Origin of the sequence: Hyalangium ruber (genome assembly GCF_034259325.1) — a bacterium.
In the GTDB taxonomy this organism is placed as follows: domain Bacteria; phylum Myxococcota; class Myxococcia; order Myxococcales; family Myxococcaceae; genus Hyalangium_A; species Hyalangium_A rubrum.
Window position 1 is genome coordinate 84,059 of record NZ_JAXIVS010000011.1, and the last position, 24,126, is coordinate 108,184.

Genomic DNA, 24,126 nt, shown 5'->3' on the forward strand with positions numbered 1-24,126 from the left:
GCGGACGCCCAGATGCGACCTACCAGGGTGTCCTGATAGCATCCGCCGCCATGATTCGACCCCTCTCCAAGTTCCTCCCGGTGCTGGCCCTCTCGACGGGGCTGGTCGCTCCCACCGCGCTCGCGTGTACCAGCCTGCTGGTCAACCAGGGGGCCACGGCGGACGGCTCCACCCTCATCACCTACTCCGCGGACTCGCACGAGCTGTACGGGGAGCTGTACTACACCCCCGCGCGTCGCAATGGCCCCAGCGCCATGCGCGACATCATCGAGTGGGACACGGGCAAGTTCCTGGGCCGCATCAAGGAGGCCCCCGTCACGTACAGCGTGGTGGGCAACATGAACGAGCACCAGCTCACCATCGGTGAATCCACCTTCACCGGTCGCAAGGAGCTGGAGGGGCCCGCAGGAATCGTCGACTACGGCTCGCTCATCTACGTCGCCCTGGAGCGCGCGAAGACGGCCCGCGAGGCCATCAAGGTCATGACCGACCTGGTCGCCGAGTATGGCTACGCCTCCACCGGTGAGTCCTTCTCCATCGCCGATCCCAAGGAGGCGTGGATCCTGGAGATGATCGGCAAGGGCGCGGGACAGAAGGGCGCGGTGTGGGTCGCTCGCCGGCTGCCCGAGGGGTACCTGTCGGCGCACGCCAACCAGGCCCGCATCCGCCAGTTCCCGCTCAATGACGCGGAGAACGTCCTCTACTCCAAGGACGTCATCTCCTTCGCGCGCGAGAAGGGCTGGTTCACCGGCGCGGACAAGGACTTCAGCTTCGCCGACACCTACCACCCGATCGACTTCGAGAGCCTGCGCTTCGCCGAGGCGCGCGTATGGAGCATCTTCCGCCGCGCGGCACCGTCGGCCAAGTTGGGCGTGGACTACGTGGATGGTTCGGCCCCAGCCAAGCGCCTGCCCCTCTGGGTGAAGCCGGACAAGAAGCTGGCCGTGCAGGACGTGATGGGGTTGATGCGCGACCACTTCGAGGGCACGTCCTTCGACATGACCAAGGACGTGGGCTCCGGGCCGTACGCCGTGCCCTACCGCTGGCGGCCGATGACCTGGGAGGTGGATGGCAAGAAGTACCTCCACGAGCGCGCCATCTCCACGCAGCAGACGGGCTTCTCCTTCGTGGCGCAGATGCGCTCCTGGATGCCGGCGCCCATCGGCGGCGTGCTCTGGTTCGGCGTGGATGACACGTTCACCACCGTGTACACGCCCATGTACGCGGGCATCCGCCGCTCGCCGAAGAACTTCGCCCAGGGCGTGGCCAGCCGCGGCGAGTTCTCCTGGGACTCGTCCTTCTGGGTGTTCAACTGGGTGACCAACCAGGCCTATGCCCGCTGGAGCGACATGATCGTCGATGTCCAGAAGGCGCAGGGCGAGCTGGAGGGGCAGTTCCTCGCCGACCAGACCGACATCGAGAAGGCCGCGCTGGAGCTCTACAAGAACTCGCCCGAGCAGGCGCGCGTCTACCTCACCGACTACTCGACGCAGCAGGGAGACAAGGTCCACGCCCGCTGGCGCAAGCTGGGGGAGCAGCTGCTCGTGAAGTACATCGACGGCAACGTGCGCGACGAGATGGGCAAGGTGAACCACCCCAAGTACCAGGAGTCCTGGTACCGGCGCATCGTGCAGGACACCGGCGCGCGCCTGGTGATCCCCGCCGAGGAGAAGCCCGCCGAAGCCAAGCCCGCCGCGGTGAAGCCGGAGCCGAAGCCCCAGCCTGAGCCCGAGGTGAAGCCGGGGCAGAAGCCCACGGTGCCGGCGGTGCCCAACAGGGCAGGTTAGGGCCGGGCGGGAGCGGCGCCGACCGTGGCGAAAGGCCACGCAATCGGCTGCTGCTGGCTTCGTATTCTACATTGTAGTAACTGAATCCCCCAGCGAGCCGAGGTGTACGTGCCACAGCCTGACCCGAGGAATGGAGGCCCTCTGGAGGTCCCCTGTCTGCCTCTGGCGCTGCTGCGCTCGTGGCTTCCGTACGCCGAGCGGGACGAGGTGATTGCCGAGCTCTCCGCCGAGCTCGCTGCCCGGGAGGCCCGGGAGGGTCGCCGTGCCGCGCGCGCGTGGCTGTGGCGGCAGGTGCTCGGCTCGGTGCCACCGCTGGTGCGGCGGACGTTCTCTCGCGGCTGGAGCGGCTTCGAGCCGGCCTCCAGCCGCCTACGGCCTGGAGGGCCTCGGATGGAGAGCTTCATCATGGACTTGCGGTACGCGGCGCGGCGGCTGCGGGCCCGTCCGACCTACGCGCTGCTGGCGGTCCTCACCCTGGCCATTGGTGTGGGCGGGACGGCGGCGGCCTTCGGGCTGGTGCGGGGGTTGCTGATGACGCCGCTGCCGTACCCGGCCGAGGAGCGGCTCGGCCTGTTCTGGTCACCGGGGAACTGGACCGAGCAGGAGTTCCTCCACCTGTCGCCCGAGTGGTCCGGCTTCAGCGCCGTCGCGGCGTTCCGTCCCCAGGAACTCCCGCTGCGGCGTGGACCGGACGCGTCTCCGGAGCTGGTGCAGGCGACGTTCACGAGCGCCGGGCTCTTCGAGGTGCTCGGGGTGCGCCCCGCGCTCGGCCGAGGCTTCGAGCCCAACGACGACCGCCCCGGTGCCGCGCCGGCGGTGGTCCTCAGCCACGCGCTCTTCGAGGAGCTCGGCGGGCAGGCGTCACTGGTGGGGAACACGGTGGAGTTCGATGGGAAGGCGCACACGGTGGTGGGGGTCATGCCCCGGGGCTTCTGGTTCCCCGACCCGACGGTGGGCGCTTGGGTGGCGGAGCCGCTCAACGAAGAGGACAACGCCGGCAACTACGCGCTGGTGGGACGGCGGACGCCGGGGACCGATGGACCCGCGCTCGACCTGGCGCTGGGTCGGATTGCCTCGCGGCTCGGTGAGCGCTTCAAGTACCCGGAGGCCTGGGACAAGACGCGCGCACCCTCCATGATGCCCCTGCGAGAGCACCTGCTCGGGTCGCTCCAGGCCCCGTTGCTCGCGACGCTCGCGGCGATGGCGGTGCTGCTGCTCATCGCGTGCGCCAATGTCGCCGCCCTGATGCTCGGGCAGGTGGACAGCCGCGCCACGGAGCTGGCGGTCCGCGTGGCGCTCGGCGCGGACAGCCGGCGGATGACGCAGCAACTGGTCGTGGAGGCGCTCCTGTTGGGGCTGGCCGCGGCCGCGGTCGGCGCCGCGATCGCCGTCCAGGGCTTCAGGGTGCTCTCCGAGGCGCTCCCGCTGGGGCCGTTGGCTCCGCACGGCTCGCTGGATTGGGGCGTGTTCTTCGCCGCGCTCGTGCTGGCGCTCGTCGCGGCGATCGGAGTGGCGCTGCTGCCGGCACGCTCGTTGCGGAAGTCGGATCCGCAGCGCGCGCTCGGCAGTGCGCGGACGGGTGGGATTGGCGCACGTGGTGGAAGGACCGAGGGGGTGCTGGTGGTGGGGCAGGTGGCGCTGGCGGTGCTGCTGACGGCGGGGGCCGCGCTGCTGGTGCGCTCGGTGGCGAACCTGCGGGCCATCGATCCAGGCGTGGACACCTCCCATGTGGCGGTGGTGGACGTGGTGATGGAGGGCAATGTCGCGCCCGATGCGCGGCGGAGGCTGCTGGTGGAGCTGGAAGAGGCACTCGCGGTGCTGCCGGGAGTCCGCGCGGCGGGCGCCACCCTGAAGCTGCCCCTGCGGGGGCCAGGCCAGGACTGGGGAATCAAGGTGGAGGACAAGCCGGACCTCCCCGCCACCACCACCTATGTGCGGCTGGTGACGCCCGGGTATTTCAAGGCGATCGGGATCCAGTTGCTCGAGGGCCGCCTGCTGGGGCCCGAGGACCGAGAGGACACGGAGCCCGCCGTGGTGATCAACCACACGCTTGCCACGAGGTACTTCCCCGGCCAGAACCCCCTTGGGCGACGTATTGGCACGGGGATGGGCAAGTGGGCGCGGATCGTCGGGGTGGTGGAGGACGTGGCGGAGGCGAGGCTCACCGACGGCCCGGTCCCGGCTCGCTACATGCTCTACGCGCAGTTGACGGAGTACACGCCGACGGGGCACGCGCTGGTGCTCAGCGCGCAGCCAGGGCACGAGCCCGCGGCGCTGCTCGAAGAAGCTCGCAGGCGGATCGCCGCCATCTCCCCCTCCGTGGCGGTGCAGCGCACCACCACGCTCGAGGCGGTGTTCGCGCAGGCGATCGGCCCCGCGCGGCAGGTGATGTCGGTCCTCGCGCTGCTCACGGCGCTCGCGGTGGTGCTCGGCGCGGTGGGCGTCTACGGCGTCACCGCCCACTTCGTCCGTCGGCGCCAGCGCGATCTGGGCATCTGCATCGCCCTCGGTCTGCGGCCTTCCCGCGTGGTGGCGCAGGTGGTGGTCCGGGGTGGGGCGCTGGTGCTGCTCGGGAGTGTGCTGGGCACCGCCGCGGCGCTCGCACTGGCGCGGCTGCTCTCCTCGTTCCTGTACGGGGTGAGCGCGGTGGACCCATTGTCGCTGCTGGGGGCAACCCTGGCCCTGCTCGCCGTCGGCGTCGCCGCGGCGCTGCTGCCGGCCTGGCGCGCCAGTCGCCTGGATCCCGCCGCCGTGTTCCGCGAGGGATAGACTCTCGCCCGTCGTAGCTGCCCCAGTCCGTCGTTGCCATAGGAGGAAGTCCCCCGTGCCGTCCCCATCCAGTACGACCTCTGACGCGCCCCTTGGCACCTTCGAGGAGCAGGTGCTGCTTGCCGTGCTGCGCACGGGTCGTACGCCCGACGGGAGCGGCGCCTACGGCATGGCCGTTCGCCGCGTGCTCGAGGAGGTGGCAGGGCGCGAGGTGGCGATCGGCGCGGTGTACGCCACGCTGGATCGGCTCGAGGTCAAGGAACTGGTCGCCTCGGAACGCGGCGAGGCGGGCGCTGGAGGTTCCCGCAGGCTGTTCGCCGTCACGCCTCGGGGGGCGCGTGCGCTGGCGGACTCACGCGAAATGCGGGAGCGGCTCTGGCGCGGCATCGACCTCGCGCCCTTGCTCGCGGGTGCGAATCGTTCGTGATTTCAGTCACTTAACGGAATTGGGAAAAAGATCGTTCGCCGTGTCGATCTCGAGAACCCTCGCTCGACGCATTGATAGAGCCTGGGTTCAGCCCCGGTCGAGCCGGGCTGGAAGCCCGGCTTTCAACCCATAGGAGACACGACGATGCGATTCATGATCCTGGTCAAGGCCACGAAGGACTCCGAGGCGGGCGTCATGCCGGACGAGAAGCTCCTGACCGCCATGATGAAGTACAACGAAGAGCTGGTGAAGGCGGGCGTGCTGGTGGCGGGCGAGGGGCTCCACCCGAGCTCGAAGGGCGCACGCGTCAAGTTCTCCGGGGACAAGCGCAGCGTCGTCGACGGGCCCTTCGCCGAGACCAAGGAGCTGGTCGCCGGCTTCTGGATCTTCCAGGTGAAGTCGAAGGAAGAGGCGATCGAGTGGGTCAAGCGCTGCCCAAACCCCATGTACGAGGAGTCCGAGATCGAGATCCGTCAGGTGTTCGAAGCGGCGGACTTCGCCGAGAGCGACCCCACGGGAGAGATCAGGAAGAAGGAGGAGGAGCTGCGCGCCATGTCCGAGTCGCGTAATCGTTAGTCGCGACGCCTCGGCCTTGCACCGGCGGCAGGAGGTGCTCTAGTCGGCGGCCGTGACGGCTGCCGACGCACATCGCGCGATCCATGCGGTCTGGAGAATCGAGTCGGCCCGGCTCATCGCCGGTCTCGCGCGGTTCGTGCGCGATGTGGGGCTCGCCGAGGAGCTCGCGCAGGACGCGCTCGTCGCCGCGCTGGAGCGCTGGCCGGAGTCGGGGGTTCCGGACAACCCGGGTGCCTGGCTGATGGCTACCGCGAAGCATCGTGCGGTCGACGCGCTGCGCCGGGGCAAGCTGCTCGAGCGTAAGCACGAGGAGATCGTGTACCAGCTCGAGGCCCGGCAAGAGCGGGCCACGCCGGAGCTCGAGGCTGCGATCGATGAGAACGTGGGCGATGACCTCCTGCGCCTCGTGCTCACGGCCTGTCATCCAGTGCTCTCGACCGAGGCGCGCGTGGCGCTCACGCTCCGCTTGCTGGGAGGACTGACGACCGAGGAGATCGCGCGCGCGTTCCTCGTCTCCGAGCCGACCGTCGCCCAGCGCATCGTCCGCGCCAAGCGGACGCTGGCCGAGGCGCATGTCCCCTTCGAGGTTCCGCGAGGGGCCGAGCTCACCGCCCGGCTGGCGTCGGTGCTGCAGGTCATCTACCTCATCTTCAACGAGGGCTACTCGGCGACCGCCGGGGATGACTGGATGCGGCCGGAGCTCTGCGAGGACGCGCTCCGGCTGGGGCGTATCCTCGCCGGGCTCGTTCCGAATGAGCCCGAGGTCCACGGCCTCGTCGCGCTCATGGAGATCCAGGCCTCACGTTCCCGGGCACGGGTCGGCCCGTCGGGAGAGCCCATCCTGTTGCTCGAGCAGAAACGCTCGTTGTGGGATCGGATCCTCATCCATCGAGGGCTCGCGGCCCTCGAGCGTGCGGAGGCGCTGGGAGGCGCGCGGGGCCCGTACGCGTTGCAGGCCGCGATCGCCGCCTGTCACGCGCGCGCGCGGACTGCGGAGGAGACGGACTGGGTGCGCATCGCGGCGCTCTACGGGGTGCTCGCCCAGGTCACGCCGTCCCCCGTCGTGGAGCTGAACCGCGCGGTCGCGCTCGGGATGGCGTTCGGTCCCGCCGCGGGCCTCGAGGTCGTCGATGCGCTGACCTCGGAGCCCGCGCTCGAGGGCTATCACCTCTTGCCGAGCGTGCGCGGCGATCTCCTCGCGAAACTCGAACGCTTCAACGAAGCACGGGAGGAGTTCGAGCGCGCGGCTTCACTCACACGCAACACCCGTGAGCGCGAGCTGCTGCTCGATCGCGCGGCGGCATGTGTGCGCAAGCCCTCCACCCAGCGGCAATGAGCGCTTAGGCTCGCATCGCGGCCGTGACAGGGTCCACATACGGCACGACGGCGAGCTGTTGCCAGGTGTCGTGGAGCCCGTCGAGGTAGCTCACGAGGACGCCGGAGAGGTCCGCGCCATCGAGGCAGTTCAGGTTGACGGAGTAGTAGTCGCCCCCCAGCTCCGGGATGTTTCCGTGCCCGAAGGCGCGGAGTCCGCAGACCTTGCAGAACCGGGCATGGCTGGCCTCGGAGCGCGAGTAGTCACCGAGGGACTCCCGGCCAGAGAGGAGACGGAAGGCGCTCGGCTTCACGGTGGCGCCCCACCACGCGGTCTTCTTGCAGACGGTGCAGTTGCACCGGGTCGTCCCGGCGCTCGGGTCGAAGTCGACCTCGAAGCGTACGGCGCCGCACTGGCAGCTGCCTTTGTAGGTCCGGAGGCCAGGGGTCACGGTCGGCTGCGCGGAGTCGGAGGGGCTCATGATCGGATGCTCCAAGGCGGTGGGCCAGACGCTCGCGGCGTCCCGGCCGGGTCATGAGAAAACACTAAGAAGGGTTGCGGACAGATTCGGTCCTCGAAAGCCCGAGGGTTGAAAAGCGAAAGGGCCCGGAACCTGACGGTCCCAGGCCCTCTGCCCCGGCAAGCGGGCGAAGCGGGTTACTGCGGCACGTTGAGCTGGCCGCTGCTGTTGGAGCCCCAGCAGACCGGCTCGCCCGAAGTGCTCAGCGCGCAGTTGTGGTGGAAGCCCGCGGTGACCTGGGTGTAGTCGCCGCTGGGGGCGTTGAGCACGCCCTGGTAGCTGTCACCCCAGCAAGCGAGCTGACCGGAGGTGTCCACGCCGCAGGTGTGGATGTACCCGGCGCTGACCTGGGAGAACGAGATCGAGGGAGGGGTGGCCTGGCCCGACGAGTCCTGGCCCCAGCACACGGCGGTGTCGTCGATGAGCACCCCGCAGCTCGTGGTGTAGTTGGCGCTGATCTGCATGAAGTTGCCCGAGGGCGGCGTCGCCTGGCCCCAGCCGTCCTCACCCCAGCAGGCGACGGTGCCATCGGTCTCCAGCGCGCAGGTGTGGTAGCCGCCCGCGGCAACCCGGTAATAGTCGCCCGTCGTCGGAGGCGTGCCTTGCATGTTGCCCCAGCAATCGATGCCGAGGCTGATGGTCACGCCGCAGGTGTGGGTAACCCCCGCGCTCAGGGAGAGATAGGGGCCGGCCCGGTAGCTGGGCGCCTGGCCATACTCGTTGGAGCCCCAGCACTCGATCGAGCCATTGGTGCGCAGGCCGCAGGTGAAGTCATAGCCGGCGCTGATCTGATTGAAGGGCCCCTGGACGAAGGAGGGGGCCTGGCCGGAGGTGTTGCTGCCCCAGCACGAGACGTTGCCGTCACTGCGCAGCCCACAGGTGTGATAGCCGCCCGCGCTCAAGGCGAGCCAGGAGGCGGGAGGCGCCTCCGGGCAGGTGCCGCCCTGGGGGGTCCAGTTCGAGTTTTCGCAGGCGTACCACTGGAAGTCGCGTCCGCAGACCTGATTTCCGCATGCGACGGTGACGGTGTTGTCCTCATAGTCCGTACCGGTACAGGAGCAGACGGGCGGCACATAGCAAACGCCGCCTTCGAAGGCCCAGCCGCCCTGCTGGCAGGAGTACCACTGGTAATCGGCGCCACAGACCGGCTCATTGCACGTGGTGGAGCTGACGGGGTTGCCCAGGTAGTCGGTGCCGCCGGGGCAATCGCAGAGGGGAGGGGGCGGCGAGCATTCATCCCGCTCCCAGATGATGAAGTCGCGCAGGCCGACCGCGTCGTTTTCGTTCGGCCGCAGGACGGCCATGGCGAAGGTGCAGTAGTTCGTGTCGCTCGTGAACCAGGAGAACGGCACGTACTCCCCCGCGGACAGGGTCGCGAGCAGGACGCCGCCGTTGTGGTCGCCATCGCAGGAGTACCCGCTGCCCGAGGTCTTTCCGGTGCAGCCGTAGACCTCCACGCGGCTCTGCGAGTCCACGGGATCATTACAGGACCCATCGGTCCAGCCCGAGTAACAGACGCCCTCGCACGGGCCCGTGGGGCTATATCCCGTGTAGCCGTAGGGAAGCGGGGGCACGCTGCCGCAGAGGTGGGTGATCTGCCCCGTGCTGGAGGAGGCATGTCCCTCGGAAGGGAACGAAACCACCGCGGCGATCGCTGCGGCGAACACCAGCGTCAAGGCTGGACGGACAACGGACTGCTCTCGACGAAAATGCATGAAGTCTCCCCGGCCCATCGATTCGAGCCTCGCCGGGGTGACAGTCCTCGCCGCCGGATGTCGCAAAAAAAGTTTCGAAACCGCACATCCCCCCCACCTTTCTTTGTCGAGGCGCTTCATCTAGAGGATCCGGATGGGCGGTCCCACGGATGAGGTAGAGACCCGTTGCCTCGGTGAGAACACCCTGGATGGCCTGAGCCGAGGGCTGTTGTCCCCCGGAGAGCGCGAGGCCGCCGTGCGTCACCTCGACGCGTGCGACGCCTGCCGACAGCTCCTGGCCGCGCTGGGACACGCCATCAGCGGGCACGAGGTAGCGACACCGCCGACAGCCACCGACACCGGCCCGAGGAAGCTGGCGCCTCGCCTCGCGGCCGGCGATCGGGTGGGACGCTACACGGTGCTCCACCTGGTGGGCGCTGGTGGGATGGGGGTCGTCTACGCGGCCTATGATCCCGAGCTCGACCGGCGCATCGCGCTGAAGCTGGTTCACGACGAGGCCCTCCCCAGCGACTCACGGGAAGAGGCGGCCGCACGGCTGCTCCGGGAGGCGCAAGCGCTGGCGCGGCTCTCCCACCCTCATGTGATCACGGTGTTCGATGGGGGCCGCTTCGACGGGCAGGTCTTCCTGGCCATGGAGTTCATCGAGGGGGGCACGTTGGGGCAATGGCTCCAGGCGGCCCCTCGCACGGCGGACGCGGTCCTGGCGATGTTCCTCGATGCGGGGCGAGGGCTCGCGGCGGCGCACAGCGCGGGACTGGTACACCGTGACTTCAAGCCGGACAACGTGCTCGTCGGCAAGGACGGCCGGGTGCGGGTGACGGACTTCGGTTTGGCACGGCTCGCCTCCTCGGGTGTACAGCCGCTCGGAGAAGGCGCGGCCTTGCCGCGAGCGCTGCCCGCCGGAGCGGAGGCGAGGACCCAGCCCGGGGCGCGGCTCGGTACGCCGCTGTACATGGCGCCCGAGCTGTGGCGTGGCGCCCCGGCGGACGCGCGCAGTGATCAATTCGCGTTTTGTGTCGCCCTCTACGAGGCGATCCAGGGCGAGCGCCCCTTCACTGTGACCGAGCTCGCTGAAGAGTCGGCCCGGACCGAGCAGCGAGAGCTGCCGCGCGGAAACCGCGTCCCGCCACGGTGGCGGCAGATCCTCGTCCGAGGTCTGGCCGCCGCGCCCGAAGCGCGCTTTCCCTCCATGGTCGCGCTGCTCGCCGCGCTCGAGCGCACGCAGACCTCGCAGCGCAGGCGGCGCTTCCAGGTGGGCGCGTCGCTCGGTGTGGTGGCCTTGATCGCCGCGGGCCTTGGACTCGTCTCCTGGCGCTACCGGTCCCAGAACGTCTGCGCGGGTGCGCGCGAGCGGCTCGAGGGCACCTGGGACGAAGCCCGGAAGAGCGAGGTGCGCGCCGCCTTCCATGCGACCGGGTCGCGCCATGCCGAGGCGGCCTGGTCGGGAGCGGAGCTCCTCATGGATCGCTACGCGAACAACTGGGTCCAGATGCGCACCGACGCGTGCGAGGCGACCCACGTGCGCGGCGAGCAATCCGGGGAGCTGCTGGACTTGCGCATGGAATGCCTCGGGCGGCGTCGCGCAGCCTTGAGCGGGCTGGCGCGTGTGCTGAGCGCCGCGGACACGGGCGTCGTGGAGAGGGCCGTATCCGCGGCGGGGCAACTGCCACCGATCGAGGAGTGCGCCTCGAAGGAAGCCCTCACCGCTCCGCTCCGCCCACCTCCCGACGAGGCGACCCGGACGCGGCTCCGGGCTGTTCGCGCACAGCTCGTCGAGGCGAAGGCGCTGCTCGCGGCGGGCCGACACGAGCCCAGCCGAGCGCTCGCGCAGGAGGCCATCGAGACCTCGAAGGCCTTGGCCTACAAGCCGGTCGAGGCCGAGGCGTTCCTGGCCCTCGCGCACACCTACGTCCGCTCGGAAGAAGGAGCCCTGGCGGAGAAGGCGCTCCACGGTGCCCTGATGGCCGCGGAGGCGAGCGCGCACCGCACCGTCGCCGCGCAGACCTCCCTGTTGCTCGCCCATGTCCACGGCCAGATGCTTCGGCGGAACGAGCAGGGACGCCTGTGGGCGGATCTCGGTGGAGCGATGTTGGAGCGCCTCGGGCAGGTGCCAGCGCTCTCGGCGGAGCGGCTGTTCATCATGGGGAACCTCCTGCTCGATGAAGGCCGCGCGAGCGAGGCGGCGCCGTTCTTCGAAGAGGCGCTCGTACTTCAGGAGCGGGCCCACGGCTCCGAGCACCCTCAGGTGGCGAGGACGCTCTCCCGGCTCGCCTCCACGATGGCGACGCTCGACCGCTCCGCGGAGGCGCTCACGTATGCGCAGCGTGCGCTCGCCATCAATGAGCGGCTGCTCGGCCCCGAGCATCCGGATTGCTCAGCCTCGCTTCATTCGATCGCGTTCGTGCTGGCGATCTCCGGCAGACCCGACGAGGCACTGCCGCACATGAAGCGCGCCCTGGCCATCGAGGAGCGCGCCTTCGGCCCGAACCACCCCGCCATCGTGAAGTCGCTGATCAACCTCTCGAATGTCCACCGCGAGGCGGCTGACGCCATTCCGCTGCTGGAGCGCGCACTGGCGATCCAGAACCAGGTCCCCGACGTGAATCACCCTGACAGGGTCTTCATCCTGAAGAACCTGGCCATCAACCACGGGCTGCTCGACCACTTCCGAGAGCAACTCGAGTACGGGCAGCTCGCGCTCTCGATCGAAGAGAAGCTCCTCGGCCCGAATCATGCGGACGTGGCGCAGACGCTCCACATGGTGGGGCAGGCGCATCAGCGACTCGGTGCGCCGGCCCGGGCGCTGCCGCTCCTGGAGCGCGCGTTCGCCATCGCCGAGGCACGTCCCCTCACGGACTCGTACTCCACGGGGCGTGACGTGCGGGTGGAGTTGCGGAAGACCCTGGCGAACACCCTCTGGACCTTGGGCCGTGAGCGCGCGAGAGCGCGCACCTTGATGGCGGGCGCGCTCGAGCTGGCGCGAGGGGGAGGAAGCACGCTGGCCCAGGAAGCCGCCGGGCTGGAAAAGTGGCTGGCCGAGCATCCGCTCCCACACTGAGGGTGTTATTCTGCTGCGCGGAGAGAATGGGCCCCATGGACGATGGAATGGCTTCGAGCCGCTCTCCTCGGGGGTTGGAGCGGCTCTTCCGCGAGGGTCGAGAGGCGTGGCCGTCGCTGGCGCTCGAGGCCTCTTCGTTCATGCGGCACGTCGCGCGCCACGTCCCCGAGCGGAGCGACCCCGAGAAATACCTCGAGGGGTTGCATGGCGCGGACCTGTACCTGGCCTGCGCCTGCAAGGAAGGGGTTCCAGGGGCGGTCGCCGCGTTTCAGGCGAGCTATGGGGCCACGGTGGAGGCGGCGCTGCGCGGTCGGAACGTGCCACCGGCGGAGCGCGAGGAGCTGGGGCAGGCGTTCTGGGAGAAGCTCTTCGTGGGTCACCCGGGAGTCCCCGCGAAGATCGGCGATTACTCGGGCCGAGGGCCGCTCGGGGGGTGGGTGCGCGTGGCGGCGATGCGCGCGGCGCTCAACTTCTTCGAGCAGCGGAAGAGCGACCTGTTGCTGGTGGGGGCTCGGGTGGACGAGGTCCGCGAGCCCTGCACGTCGGATCCCGAACTCGACTTCCTCAAGTCGCACTACCGGGACGAGGTCCATCAGGCGTTGAAGGACGCGCTCGCGGGCCTCGAGGCCGACGAGCGCAATGTGCTGCGGCTGCATTTCCTGGACGGGCTCAGCGCGGAGCGGATCGCCACGGTCTACGGAGTACACCGTGCCACGGTGGCGCGCTGGGTGGCGCGTGGCCGGGAGGCGCTCCTGACCGGGACGCGTCAGTTGCTCACGCAAAGGCTCCGTATCGAGCAGGGAGAGGTCGAGAGCATCCTCGGCATCGTCCGGAGCCAGCTCGGCCTGGCCCTGAGCAGCATCTTTCGGGCAGGGGACCCGCGGTAGTACCGCGTCAGGGGAGGTTCAGCTGCCAGGACACGCCGTAGCGGTCGTTGACCCAGGTGAACTTGCGGCTGAACCCGTAGTTGCCCATCGGCATGAGCGTGGAGCCGCCCTCCGAGAGGGCGGCGGAGAGCCGGTCGATCTCCTCCTCGGAAGCGCAGTCGACGAAGAATGAGAAGGCCGGCGTGAAGGTGAAGGCGTGCTTCGCCGGGCTGTCGATGCACAGCACCGTCTGGCCCGCGACGGAGAAGGAGGCCTTGAACACCGAGCCCTCGGCGCCGGGCCCGCCCGGGCCATAGCGAGCGATGTCGATGATCTCGCTCCCAGGGATGAGCGAGACGTAGAACTTCATCGCCTCTTCGGCCTTGCCCTCGAACATCAGAAACGGTCGAACTTGGGTTTTCATGTGTCCTCGCTCGCCGGAGCATACAGGGCGGCCGGGTGGGTTCCGCTGCTCTTGTGAGCGTCTACGGACCTGGCTTTGTCGTCCAGTGCTCGCATCAGACGCTCGAGCCGCAGGCGCTCCTCATCCGTCAGCTCGGGTGAGGTGAAGGCTCCGAAGGCCGCGGCGTCCGCCGCATACCGCTCCGCTGCTTCAGGGAGAGCGTCCGGCCCGGTCAGCCGGAACGAAGGAGGGGAGAGCGGCCCGAACATCAGCGCCCGGGTGAGCGGGGGATATTGCTCGGGGAGCGGCTCCACGCCCACGAGGCGCGAGAGCATGAGCGCCATGGCCTCCATGCTTTGCTCCTGTGGCTGGCCTCGTCTCGCCTGATAGCGGGCGACTCCCTCCTTCATCTCGTCCATCGACGGCTTGGGCCGCACGTTCGCCCACGTGTAGGCGATCCATCGCGCCTGCAGCTCGAGCAGTGGGAAGAAGGGTCCGCCCACCTCGAAGATGCCGACGAACGCGAGCCCCTCCAACTCAGGGTGGAACGTGAAGCGGTGCAGGTCGATGTGCCGGGTGTCCACGTTCAACGTCTGGCGGAGCTCCTCCGACAGGAACGGCAGGTGCAGGTCATAGCCGGTGCCGAGGATGAGGGCATCGACCTCTTCGCTGGTGCCATCCGCGAAGGACACGCGCTGGCCGCGGACCTCCGTGATCCACGGCTTCTGGGTGATGCGTCCTTCCGCGATGAGCGGCAGGTAGTGCTGGCTCAGCGTGATTCCCGCCTCGAAGAGGTTGTCGGAGGGCTTGAAGGCGCCGTACTGCTCAGGGCTTCCGCTCTTGCGGATGAGGAACTCCTTGATGCCGATGGCGATCCGCTCGAGCGGGAAGACTTCTCCGGCGAGCGCGCCCCAGCGTGTGAAGGCGAGATGCTCGTTGGGCACGCCTCCCGAGATCTTCTGCATGATGTAGCGCTGGCGCCGCATCGATGAGAGCACCCGCTGGGTGCCAAGCATCGCGAGATCGCTCGCGATCTCGAGCGCGCTGATGCTGCAGCCAGCGACCAGGACCCGCAGGCCGCGATACTTCTCCGGCTCCTTGTAGCGGAAGGAGTGCGTGACGCCGCCCGCTCCCGAGAAGGATTCGAGACCGGGGATCGCTGGGATGAACGGCTTGTGGAAGCGGCCGGAGGCGATGACCACATGGTCGAACGGCTCCTGCCGTGAGGCACCGCCCTCAGGCTTGGAGGACACGAGGTAGCGCCCGCTCTCTGGGCTGCGTTCGAGCCGCTCGATGGGCGTCCGCAGGCGCACGTACCGGAGGAGACCGAACTTCTCGGCATAGCGACGCAGGTACGCGAGCATCTCCTGGTTCCGAGGGAACATCGCGACGCCCTCCGCGTGGGGGAGGTCGCTGAAGCAGGTGGTCACGCGAGTGGAGTTGGTGCGCATGGAGGGCCATACGCCACTGTGTGTGCCTTCCGCGTTCCACTGGCCACCCATGTCGGCGCTCTGCTCGAAGAGGACGGGTTCGAAGCCGTGAGCCGCGAGGTACCTGGCGGCGACCAGCCCCGCAGGCCCCGCGCCCACGATGGCGACACGCTTGTTCGACTCGGGCTTCGGGCTCACCGTGGCTTGCCTCCTTGGACGGGGGGCCAGCATACCCAGCATCCGCAGGGGCCGGGCTAGGATGCACGGGCCCGCTGCTGGAGAACCGATGATCGCCACCTTCGATATTGCCGCCCCTCACGTCCTCCGCAACCCCTACGCCGTGCTGTCGGAGATTCGCCGCTCGTCCGCCGTTTGCAAACTGATGCCCACGGGTTTCCTGGGGGTGGGCCGCTATGCGGACGTCCTGCGCGTGCTCCAGAACTCCCAGCACTTCTCGAACTCGGGCTACTCCGCCGGCATGCCGCCCGCGCTACGAGATCCGGAGCGCGCTGGGGGCTCCATCGTGCAGAGCGACCCGCCCCGGCACGGCAAGCTGCGCAGTCTGGTGACCAAGGCGTTCACTCCACGGACCGTCACCCAACTGGAGCCGCGTATCCGCCAGATCGCCCACGAGCTGGTGGACGCCGTGGTTGGCAAAGGCGAGTTCGAGCTGGTGCGTGACATCACCAACCCGCTGCCGATGATCGTCATCGCCGAGCTGCTCGGGGTGGGTGCCGATCGCCGCGGTGACTTCAAGCGCTGGTCGGACGACATGGTGAGCTCGTTGTCGCTGGTGCGCTCGGGCAACGTGGCGCAGGTGATGGCGTCGACGCAGGAGTTCTACGCGTACTTCGGTGGGGTGCTCGAGGAGCGGCGGCGCGATCCAAAAGGGGACCTCATCTCGCTGCTGATCCAGGCGGAGGTAGACGGCGCCCGGCTGACGCCTCGGGAGGTGCTGGGGTTCGCCAACACGCTGCTCATCGCCGGCAACGAGACCACGACGAGCCTCATCGGCAACACGCTGGCGACGCTGACGGACCACCCGGAGGTACTGGCCGAGGTGCAAGCGAACCCTTCGCTCATCCCCAATCTGGTGGAGGAGGTGCTGCGCTACGAGAGCCCGGCGCAGTGCATCTTCCGGCTGACCACCGCGGACGTGGAGGTAGGGGGCGAGCTCATTCCTCAGGGAACGGTGGTGCTGCCGCTGCTGGCCTCGGCGAACCGGGACGAGAGCCGCTTCCCGGACCCGGACCGCTTCGACATCCACCGGGACACCAAGGGACACCTGGCCTTCGGCATGGACATCCACTTCTGCCTCGGAGCGCCGCTGGCCCGGCTGGAGGCGAAGGTGATGCTGGAGGTGATGCTGTCGCGCCTGAAGGACCTCCAGCGCGTGGAGCAGGAGGTGACCTGGTCCCCCTCGTTCTTCATCCGCTCGCCCCAACACCTGCGGATGCGGGCCCGGGCGTAGCGGCGACTCAGGGCTGGGCGGGGAGCAGCAAGGCTTCCCGGGTCTCTGCTGGCGGGTTTGCGCCGAGCGCCAGATAGATCTCGAACCACGCCAGATAGGAGCGCCAGGAGGGGTGCCGCTGGTCGAGGAGGGAGCGGTGCGCCTGGCCCAGCCGCTTGGGTACGTCGAAGGGCATCTGCGCGGTTCCCTCCGCGTGCAACTGCGCGGCGAACCAGAGCACATCCAGTTGACCGGTATGGACCGGCGCGTGGGTGCGCTCGAGCAGGGAGTCGGCGTGCGCGATCGCCTGGCCCAACCAGCGGGCCGCGAGCGCCGTGTCCCGGCGCTCCACGGCATTCTCGGCCAGCCGCAGCTCCACCAGCATCACCGCGCCGATGTCCTCATCGCGATCCGACTCGGCGAACCGCTCCAGGAACAGCGCACGCCGCTGTTCGAGTGCGCGGGCGGCGGCATCCGGGCGCCCGAGTCGGGTCTCCGCATTGGCGCGCAGTCCAGAGGCGATGATGCCGTAGGAGCGCTGAACGTGCCGGGGCGTGGCGCGTGACAAGCTCAGTGTGGCTTGCACGGCGGGGGTCTCCAGCTGTCGATCAATGATGTCCAGATCCTCCAACGCGCGCTGCGGCTGATCCGCCCCTAGCGCCGCGGCGCAGCGGGCCAGCCTCACCACCAGCCGGTTGCGCAGGCCCTCCTCGTCGCTGGGGCCCGCTTCCAAGGTGGGCAGCGCGCGATCGTAGAGCGCCAATGCACGCTCGAAGCGGCCCGCGGCGAGGTTGTAGAGCGCCGCGCGATCCAGCGCGAGGGGGATGAACCTGGCGAGCTTCGGTTTGGCATCCACCATGGCCAGGGCGCGATCCGCCGCCTGCGCTGCCTCCGCCTCGCGGCCAACGTGTAAGAGCGCTTGGGCGCGGGCAAGGGACACCGCCAGCCCCGCGGCGTTGTCCACGTAGGGATACTTGTCCCGTTGATCGAGGTAGCCCAAGGCGATGTGGTAGTTGCCCACCTGGGTATGCAACTGCCCCAGCGCGCCGAGGATCATCGCTCGGTAGCGGATGTTGTTCCGCACCAGGTCCAAGGCGATCAAGTAGTGCCGGTTGGCGCGCTCGGCGGCGGCGGGCTTCCGGCCACGGAGGAAGTCCTCGTGCTGAATGGCGCCAGCCAGCGCGTGTACCGCTCGCTGGTTCTTGAGTTCCTTCCACGAGGCGCGCAGCGCTCCCATGGCCGCCTCCACCGCCTGGGAGTGGGCGCTACCCTCCAGCTTGGGCAACTGGCGCGCCGTGAGGTAGGCCTTCACGAAGTGCGCGAGAGGCTTGGCCATCTTCTCGGAGGTGGTGGTGACCTCCTTCTCCACCACCTCGGGGGGGACGTCGGCGCGCAAGCGCAGGTTCATGGATTCAACAGCACTTTCCAGGGAGCCCGTCCGCTGCGTCACGAGGTCGAAGTCGGCGCGGGCCTCGTCCTTGCGCTCTCTCGCCAGCCGACGGTAGGCGCGGCCCATCATCGCGCGGCGAAACAACCGCTCGGCCCGGCGGAGTTCCTGGGTGCCGGGCGGGGCGTCGTCGATGTAGAGCGTCGCCAACGCCTCCAGCACGCCGTCAGCGCCGAGCCCCGCCGCGCGCTCGACGGCTTCTTGCACCAGCGCTCGCCGTCGAATGGGATCCGTCTGCTGGCGGTAGAACGCGGTCAACGCGTCCCGGACCGGGCGGGGAGGGCGCTCCTCATGTATTGCGTTGACGTACCGGCCCAGCTCCAAGGCGAACGCATAGGCCGAGCCGGCGGGTGCCGCTGCGAGCGCCTGGGCCATGGCGGCATCCGCCTCGTCGTAGGGGCGTCCCCGGTACAGGGCTCGGACGGCCGCGCGAGCGAAGTCGAGCTGGTCCTCGTCCTGGAAGGCCTTGTTCAGGGAGAGCCGGCGGCCGGCTTCGACCAGGGCCTGCCGATCGTCGAGCTTGCGGTACAGCGCGTCCGCTCGCTCGAAGTAGGCTTCCAGCACCGCGCGCGTCGAGGAGTCCGTTACCTGGGCCGCCTCCAGCTCCTGACGCGCCAGCGTGAAGTCGCCAGCGGCCTCGGCCAGCTCACTGCGCACCACGTGTTGAAAGACGGCCGAGGGCGGGCTGGGAGCAGCGGCGGGATCCAGCGCGGCCATGCGCTGGCGCCCGCTGTCGCTCAGCTCGTCCACCATGCGGCCGCGTTCGCGTTCCTTCATGGTTCGTCGGTGGTCGATGAGGATCTGCATCGGCTCCGCCAGGCCCGCGGTGGCGGGATCGGGCACCGAGCGCATCTGGCGGGCGTAGAACTCCGCCGCCTCGAAGTCCTCGAAAGCCAGGTGGAGCTGGCTCATGCGCATCATCAGCAGGCGGCGGGGCTTGGGCCGGGCTTCGCGCAGCAGGCGTTGGCGATAGAGCAGGAGCTGATCCGCGCGCCTGCCAACCATCCCCAGTTCCTCGTTGAGACGCGGAACGTCCCAGTTGCTGGGAACCTGTCCATCCAGCGGCAGCTGAAACACATCCAGGGAGCGATCGCGCGAGCAGGTCGCGATGAGGGAGGCGGCCGCGGGCGCCGGGTACTGGCAGTTCCAGGACACACTGGTGAGCTGGTCCGGGCTGGAGGCAGCGGCCAGCTCGGGTGCGTCCTCGCGCTCGGCCTCGAAGGGCATCCGGAACAGCACTCCGCTGTCGCTGGCGTCGATCACCCCGTCCGCGTTGGAGTCCGTGAAGAACTGCACCACGTACAGGGAGCGCCCATCGACAGCGAACATCGGCTGTCCCGTCTTTCCTGGGAGATCGAGCGCCAGCCGTACGGGGGCCGCGCCGGGGCGATCCAGCCGAAGTGCCTCCAGGTGGGGCGCGGCGCGCGCGGCGAAGCCGGGGCCCACCTGCCGCACGGAGCGCTCGATCGGGACGTACACCAGCCAGCGCCCATCGGGTGAGAGGGTGGGGCTGGTCAGGTTGCGATCGAGCAGAGGCCTGGCGCTCAATTCGCTACCTACGGTGACTCGCGACAGCCGCAGATCGCCTTGGATGGTCGCCCTGCTCACCAGCGCGATATGCGAGGCATCGATCCACTCCGCCTGCAGCGCGCTGGTCTCTTCCACGAGGCAGCGGCGACCTTCCGCATCGGGCAAGTCCCGCACACACAGCTGACCGCTGGCCTGGTCTCGGAACGAGATGTAGAGCAGGTGTTTGCCGTCAGGGCTGATCCGCGGCCACGTCACGTCGGCGCCTTCGTCGAAGAGGCGGCGCTCGCGGCCTCCTTCCAGATCCTGAACGTAGATCTCGGTCGCGATGTTGCGGTTGGACAGGAAGATCAGCGTGTTCCCATCGGGCGCCAACTGCCCCAGAAAGTGATCTCCCACGCCCACGGTGAGCAGCGAGGGCGTGCGCAAGCCTCCATCGTTTTCATCGTCCTGCGCCCAGGCGCCGCTCGCGAGGAGGACGGCCAGGGCCAAGAGGCAGGGGCCACGGGGCGTCAGCACTTCTTCTCTCCCCAGGTGCCGTCATCGGCTTCCACCCAGCCGCCGCAGACCACCCCCTGGGCGTGGACCTGTTGCCAGCTCCGGCGCAACGACTCTTCGGGCACGCCGGGGCGGACCGTTCGCATCCATTGCCACAGCTGCAGCCGGGCTCGGTTCACCCGCTCCACCAGGGCGACGTCATCGGCCGACAAACGCCTGGCCTGGCACTGACGCCGGGTGTCCACCAGCAGCCCGTCCTTTCCTTCGCCCACGCAGTGACGGCGGAGCAGTTCGTCGACGCGGTCCGCCTGCGTCTTGCCCACGTTCTCGACCAACGCCGTGGGTTGGAGGCCCAGCTCCTCCAGTTGGTTGGGTGTGAGCGGCACCGGCGTCGGGCTCATTCCCGCGCGAGCCAGCCGCTGCTCCACCTCCTTGAACGAGCCCGCGGCCTGTTCTTCGAGCGCGGTCGCGCGATCGACCATGACGATCTCCGGGGCGCTGATGCACCCGGCGGAGGCGAGGGCGGCAAGCAGCAGCAACACGCGGTGTTTCACGGCGTGGCCTCCACGAGGGACAAGGAGTTGATGACACGGTCGACGATGGGGCCCATGGGAATGCCCCGGATCTCGTCGATGCTGAGCAGGCTGGCCGCGCCGCCCATGGTGATGCTCAGGCGGCCAAAGCCATGGTTGAAGCTCACCCGCACGTTCTTCGGGTAACCCAGTCCCAACGCGTAGCGGACGCGGTTGGTCGCGGGATCGGTGTGGTGCGGATCCTCGAGGTCGAGCAGATCGAGCAGGTGACGGTTGCCAATGCGCAGGATCTCCGCGCGCCCGTTGACGCTGCGGTCCTTGCCCGAGACGACCACGGCGATATTTCCGTCGAAGGGCTCGCCTCGGGACGACTGCACGCCGGTCGCCCGCACGTGTGCCTGCAGGGTGGAGTGATTTCCTTGCCAGTCCAGCATGCACTGCCCGGTGATACGCCCACCGCGGACGCCCATCTCCAGCTGACTCATGGAGACCACGTTCTGGTTGATGGACAGGTTTCCGGCCAGGGGCGCGATGGAGAGGTAGGGCGTGGTGATGCTGCCCGCCGACACGAAGCCACTGCGCGAGAGCAAGGGGTGTTGGTCGGTGAAGCGAAGCATCGAGTACGGGTTCACGTCGATGTCGCTCAGCAGTCGCACCTGGCCTTGGGAGAGCTCCACGTTCTCGGTCAGCGGCACGTTGCCATCGAGCGCCTGGACCGAGATCCCCGCTTCGGGCAGCCGCACGTGTACGTTCTGGAGGAGCAGGTTGGAGAGGGTTCGGAAGACCACCAGATCGGGCGAAGCCACCTGGAAATCGACCGTGACCTTGCCGCTGCTCTCGAGCCGGCCCGGCTGCGCGAGCTTGGACAAGTCCTGGGTCAACTCACCTTGGACCGCCAGGCGGCGCCCGTTGTCGCTGAGGTCGAGCCGGCCTCTGGCTTTCAGCTGGGTACTTGTCCCCGCATGGGTCAGTTGCAGGTCGGGGACGTGAATGACGCCGTTGGGCTTACGGCGAGCGGAGAACGACCACTCCAGATCCTGAACCGGATAGGGCAGTGCCGGCCTCTGTTCGAGGGAGCGGACCTTCATGAGGTGTCTCAGCTCGACCTCGTCCGCCTCCAACCGCTCGGTGAAGGTGGCGGTGGTGTCGCTGGACAGGTCGGCGAGGGAGAGCCGGCGATCGCCCATGCCCACGGTGAGTTTCTCCACCGTCAGGAGGCTGTGGACGCTTCGCCGTGCCCCTTCGACGTGCGACTCGACCTGCCAGTGCAGGGCAGGGAGGTTGAGCGACTGGCCCGCCTGTCTCCAGCGGATGCCGCGTGCGTCCACCACCGCCTTTCCCTCGAAGCTCGCCGTCCGCTGAGGGGCGGGGGCCAGGCTGGGGGTGCCGTCGGCGGCGATGTCCGTGAGCACTCCGAGCAGCGTGCCATGCAACTCGACGTTCAGCGCGAGCCGCGAGGTGTCCAGCTCCGTGGGCACCTGAGCCTTGGCCAGAAGGGGGGACCATTCCCCGAGGGTCGGAAGGTCGCCCTTCACATCCACGCGAAGCGCGCGGGCTTTTCGGTCGAACGCCAGTGCGGCATCGAGCGCGATCTTCAGCCCTGCATGGCTGGTGAGCCCAAGCCGAAGCGACGGCTTGCGGCGATCGAGGTTCAGCGTCACGGCCTGGTGCTGAGGACCCATGTCCTTCTCACCGGCGCGCAGCCCTTCGACCTTGAGGTCCAGTTCGCCCTGATGCCGCCAGGAGTCTCCTTGAGAGCGCATCACGGCGGTGAGGCTGCTGGCCGACACGTCGTCCCATCCCGGCCGCTGCAGGCGCAGCTCCGTTCGGTGCTCCAACCGGGGCGAGGGGGAAAAGAGCGCCGCCAGTCTGCCGGTGGAGGCCAGGTTGACGGCCAGCTGATTCCAGGGAACGCGCGCGGCGACCGACTCGGGGATGAAGGGCCGAACAGCCACGAGGTCCGGGGTCTGGACGGCCAAGGTGTACGCCACATCGTCGGTCCCCTTGGTGGCATCCAGCGACGCGTGCATCGTGCCAAGGTCGAGTTCCAGATGGGCGCGGGCCCGGCCAAGTCGCGGCTCGTCCCACCGAGGGAAGGCCTCCGACGCGTCGAGCTTGATGCGCACGGGGCCCTGCAGCACCTCGCGTCCATCCGCCAGGACCACCCGGAGCGCCCCCACGGGCACATCCGCCTTCAGCGCGAAGGGCGGCTCACCCGCCAAGGGAGCTTGGAGGTGAAAGCCAAGACGTTCCGCGGACGCACGGATCCCAGAGGCACGGAGGTCCAAGGCATCCACCATTCCGGACAGGGCAACATCCCCCGCAACCTGGATGGGCGAGGAGAGGTCTGGCCGCAGCTGCCGACCCTTCAGCTCCCCGGAGGCCTTCGGAATACGAAGCGTGGTGGGCCCCCCGACATCGAGCGCTTGAAGCGCAAAGGTGAGTCGAGCGTCCAGCCCCTTGGACGAATCCGGAGTCGCCACCAGGGAGACGCGTCCATTGCCGAGGGCCACCCGAAGATCGTCTTGAGCGAGCTGGAGCGCCGCGACGTCGACGTCCAGCCCGAGTTTCCCTTGAGGGCCCAGCTGCGGCATGGCGCTGAGCGTGAGCTCCTGAGCGTCCAGATGCACGGTGCCGCGCTCGAGGGAGAACGGCCGCAAATCGGCGGGAATCCATTGCAACAGTCGCCCGAGATCCAGATCCACTGAGAGCCGCGTCACGACGGGCGGGACATCCGCCGCATCCGGAAGCACCAACCGGGCTTGCACTTCGGCGCTGTCGGTCAGTTGGGTGCGGTCCAGCTCGATGGCGATGTGCCGCTTCTCACCATCGAACTTCGCGGAGGCCGAGCCGTGCAGCAGGGAGCGGACGGTGAACCGCGGATCGAAGGTCTGCCGTGCGACATCGAGATCCACCCGCACGCGAGTGTCCATCGCCCCCGCCTCCGCCGAGAGGGCCAGTTCCAGCAGGGCCTGGGCCGACGGAAGGGCTGCGCCTTCACGGCTCACTTCCAGGGCAAGCGGCGTACCGGTCTGGCCGAGCTGCGCGGAGAGCTTCCATCCGTCGTTCTGATGCTTCGCTTCGGCTGTGGCTGCGAGCCCACGTAGGGACCAGCGCTCGAGCACTTCGCTGTTCCGAACGCGCACGTAGCTCAACGATCCGCCCGACACCTCAACCTTCCCCAAGGGGGGCGCGGAGGCCAGGAGGACAGCGAGCTGCTGCGAGGCTCCGAGGGGGGCTTTCACGGGCGGCGGCTCAGGTGTACTCGGCCCCATCAACTCCGTAAGAGACGTGGGCCCCGCATCGTCGGCCACCAGGACAAAGGCCACGTCCCGCACCGCCACCCGCTCAATCTGGGTGGCCCCGCTTAGCAGCGAGCTGGGTGACCATTGCGCCTCCAGCGTGCCGACGCGCAGCAGTTCGGGCGCGACGGTGTGAAAGGGCGACGGGGTACGCACCACCAGCCCTTCGAGCCGCAGGCCCGAGAGCAGGGCGACCTCGGCTGTCTGGTAGTCCAGCCGCAGGCCGGTGGCCGCTTCCGCCTTGGAGACGATGCGCTGTTTCAACCAGGGGTGTTCGAGGTTGTGCAGCGCGGCCACCGTCGTAGCCAACACCAGCGCGAGGGCCGCACCGAGTGCCAGGAGCACGCCTGCGATGATTCGAGCCAGCTGACGGCGAGGTCGTCCAGCTCCGTGGGATTCCATGATGTTCGACAGGGAGCGAGCGGCCCTCCTCGTCCTACCATGTGGCGGAAGCGGGTTTCAATCACCGGGCCCCGTCGAGACCACCTCCCGCGCTCGCAAGC

15 protein-coding genes are annotated in these 24,126 nt (G+C 68.8%); 8 read left to right on the forward strand and 7 right to left on the reverse strand.

All coding sequences use genetic code 11. From position 1 onward, the window contains the following. Window positions 1-50: 50 nt before the first annotated feature. The 5 genes from SYV04_RS28595 to SYV04_RS28615 all read left to right on the forward strand — a co-directional run bounded on the left by SYV04_RS28595 (window position 51) and on the right by SYV04_RS28615 (window position 6,895). The gene (locus SYV04_RS28595; protein ID WP_321549112.1) at window positions 51-1,787 is read left to right on the forward strand and encodes a dipeptidase; all 1,737 of its coding nucleotides are present in this window, start codon (window positions 51-53) and stop codon (window positions 1,785-1,787) included. Between the two features lie 108 nt (window positions 1,788-1,895). Then, window positions 1,896-4,556 carry an ADOP family duplicated permease gene (locus SYV04_RS28600; protein WP_321549113.1) on the forward strand — a complete coding sequence of 887 codons (2,661 nt, stop codon included), beginning with the start codon at window positions 1,896-1,898 and terminating at the stop codon, window positions 4,554-4,556. Window positions 4,557-4,611: 55 nt separating this feature from the next. Beyond that, entirely contained in the window at window positions 4,612-4,983 is a 372-nt protein-coding gene (locus SYV04_RS28605; protein ID WP_321549114.1) for a PadR family transcriptional regulator, read from the forward strand. Window positions 4,984-5,127: 144 nt separating this feature from the next. After that, window positions 5,128-5,559 carry a YciI family protein gene (locus SYV04_RS28610; protein ID WP_321549115.1) on the forward strand — a complete coding sequence of 144 codons (432 nt, stop codon included), beginning with the start codon at window positions 5,128-5,130 and terminating at the stop codon, window positions 5,557-5,559. A gap of 52 nt (window positions 5,560-5,611) precedes the next feature. Continuing rightward, window positions 5,612-6,895 carry an RNA polymerase sigma factor gene (locus SYV04_RS28615; protein ID WP_321549116.1) on the forward strand — a complete coding sequence of 428 codons (1,284 nt, stop codon included), beginning with the start codon at window positions 5,612-5,614 and terminating at the stop codon, window positions 6,893-6,895. Between the two features lie 4 nt (window positions 6,896-6,899). Here the strand turns inward: SYV04_RS28615 and SYV04_RS28620 are convergent, their stop codons facing one another. After that, on the reverse strand, window positions 6,900-7,355 hold the full coding sequence (locus SYV04_RS28620) for a GFA family protein (RefSeq protein WP_321549117.1): 456 nt from the start codon (window positions 7,353-7,355) through the stop codon (window positions 6,900-6,902). Window positions 7,356-7,531: 176 nt separating this feature from the next. Then, window positions 7,532-9,109: an RCC1 domain-containing protein gene (locus SYV04_RS28625; RefSeq protein ID WP_321549118.1), complete on the reverse strand. Its 1,578-nt coding sequence runs from the start codon at window positions 9,107-9,109 to the stop codon at window positions 7,532-7,534. A gap of 133 nt (window positions 9,110-9,242) precedes the next feature. On the opposite strand from SYV04_RS28625, the gene SYV04_RS28630 reads away from it, so the two are divergent. Together SYV04_RS28630 and SYV04_RS28635 are read left to right on the forward strand one after the other, a co-directional pair. After that, window positions 9,243-12,167, forward strand: coding sequence for a serine/threonine-protein kinase (locus SYV04_RS28630; RefSeq protein WP_321549119.1), 2,925 nt, complete (start codon window positions 9,243-9,245; stop codon window positions 12,165-12,167). Between the two features lie 35 nt (window positions 12,168-12,202). Next, window positions 12,203-13,054, forward strand: a complete 852-nt coding sequence (locus SYV04_RS28635; protein ID WP_321549120.1) for a sigma-70 family RNA polymerase sigma factor — start codon at window positions 12,203-12,205, stop codon at window positions 13,052-13,054. A 7-nt stretch (window positions 13,055-13,061) separates the two neighbouring features. Here the strand turns inward: SYV04_RS28635 and SYV04_RS28640 are convergent, their stop codons facing one another. Both SYV04_RS28640 and SYV04_RS28645 read right to left on the reverse strand, forming a co-directional pair. After that, window positions 13,062-13,457, reverse strand: coding sequence for a VOC family protein (locus tag SYV04_RS28640; protein WP_321549121.1), 396 nt, complete (start codon window positions 13,455-13,457; stop codon window positions 13,062-13,064). Further along, window positions 13,454-15,064, reverse strand: coding sequence for a flavin-containing monooxygenase (locus tag SYV04_RS28645; protein ID WP_321549122.1), 1,611 nt, complete (start codon window positions 15,062-15,064; stop codon window positions 13,454-13,456). The genes SYV04_RS28640 and SYV04_RS28645 overlap by 4 nt, the downstream gene beginning before the upstream one ends. A gap of 88 nt (window positions 15,065-15,152) precedes the next feature. Here SYV04_RS28645 and SYV04_RS28650 point away from each other — a divergent pair, with 88 nt between their 5' ends. After that, window positions 15,153-16,337, forward strand: a complete 1,185-nt coding sequence (locus tag SYV04_RS28650; RefSeq protein WP_321549123.1) for a cytochrome P450 — start codon at window positions 15,153-15,155, stop codon at window positions 16,335-16,337. 7 nt (window positions 16,338-16,344) lie between these two features. Here the strand turns inward: SYV04_RS28650 and SYV04_RS28655 are convergent, their stop codons facing one another. Genes SYV04_RS28655 through SYV04_RS28665 form a run of 3 tightly spaced genes read right to left on the reverse strand, consistent with a single transcriptional unit; the run spans window position 16,345 to window position 24,025 of the window. After that, window positions 16,345-19,809: a hypothetical protein gene (locus SYV04_RS28655; protein WP_321549124.1), complete on the reverse strand. Its 3,465-nt coding sequence runs from the start codon at window positions 19,807-19,809 to the stop codon at window positions 16,345-16,347. Further along, window positions 19,803-20,342, reverse strand: coding sequence for an aminoglycoside phosphotransferase family protein (locus SYV04_RS28660; protein ID WP_321549125.1), 540 nt, complete (start codon window positions 20,340-20,342; stop codon window positions 19,803-19,805). The genes SYV04_RS28655 and SYV04_RS28660 overlap by 7 nt, the downstream gene beginning before the upstream one ends. Next, a complete protein-coding gene (locus SYV04_RS28665; protein ID WP_321549126.1) occupies window positions 20,339-24,025 on the reverse strand; it encodes a hypothetical protein in 3,687 nt (1,228 codons plus the stop codon). The genes SYV04_RS28660 and SYV04_RS28665 overlap by 4 nt, the downstream gene beginning before the upstream one ends. Between the last annotated feature and the right edge of the window lie 101 nt (window positions 24,026-24,126).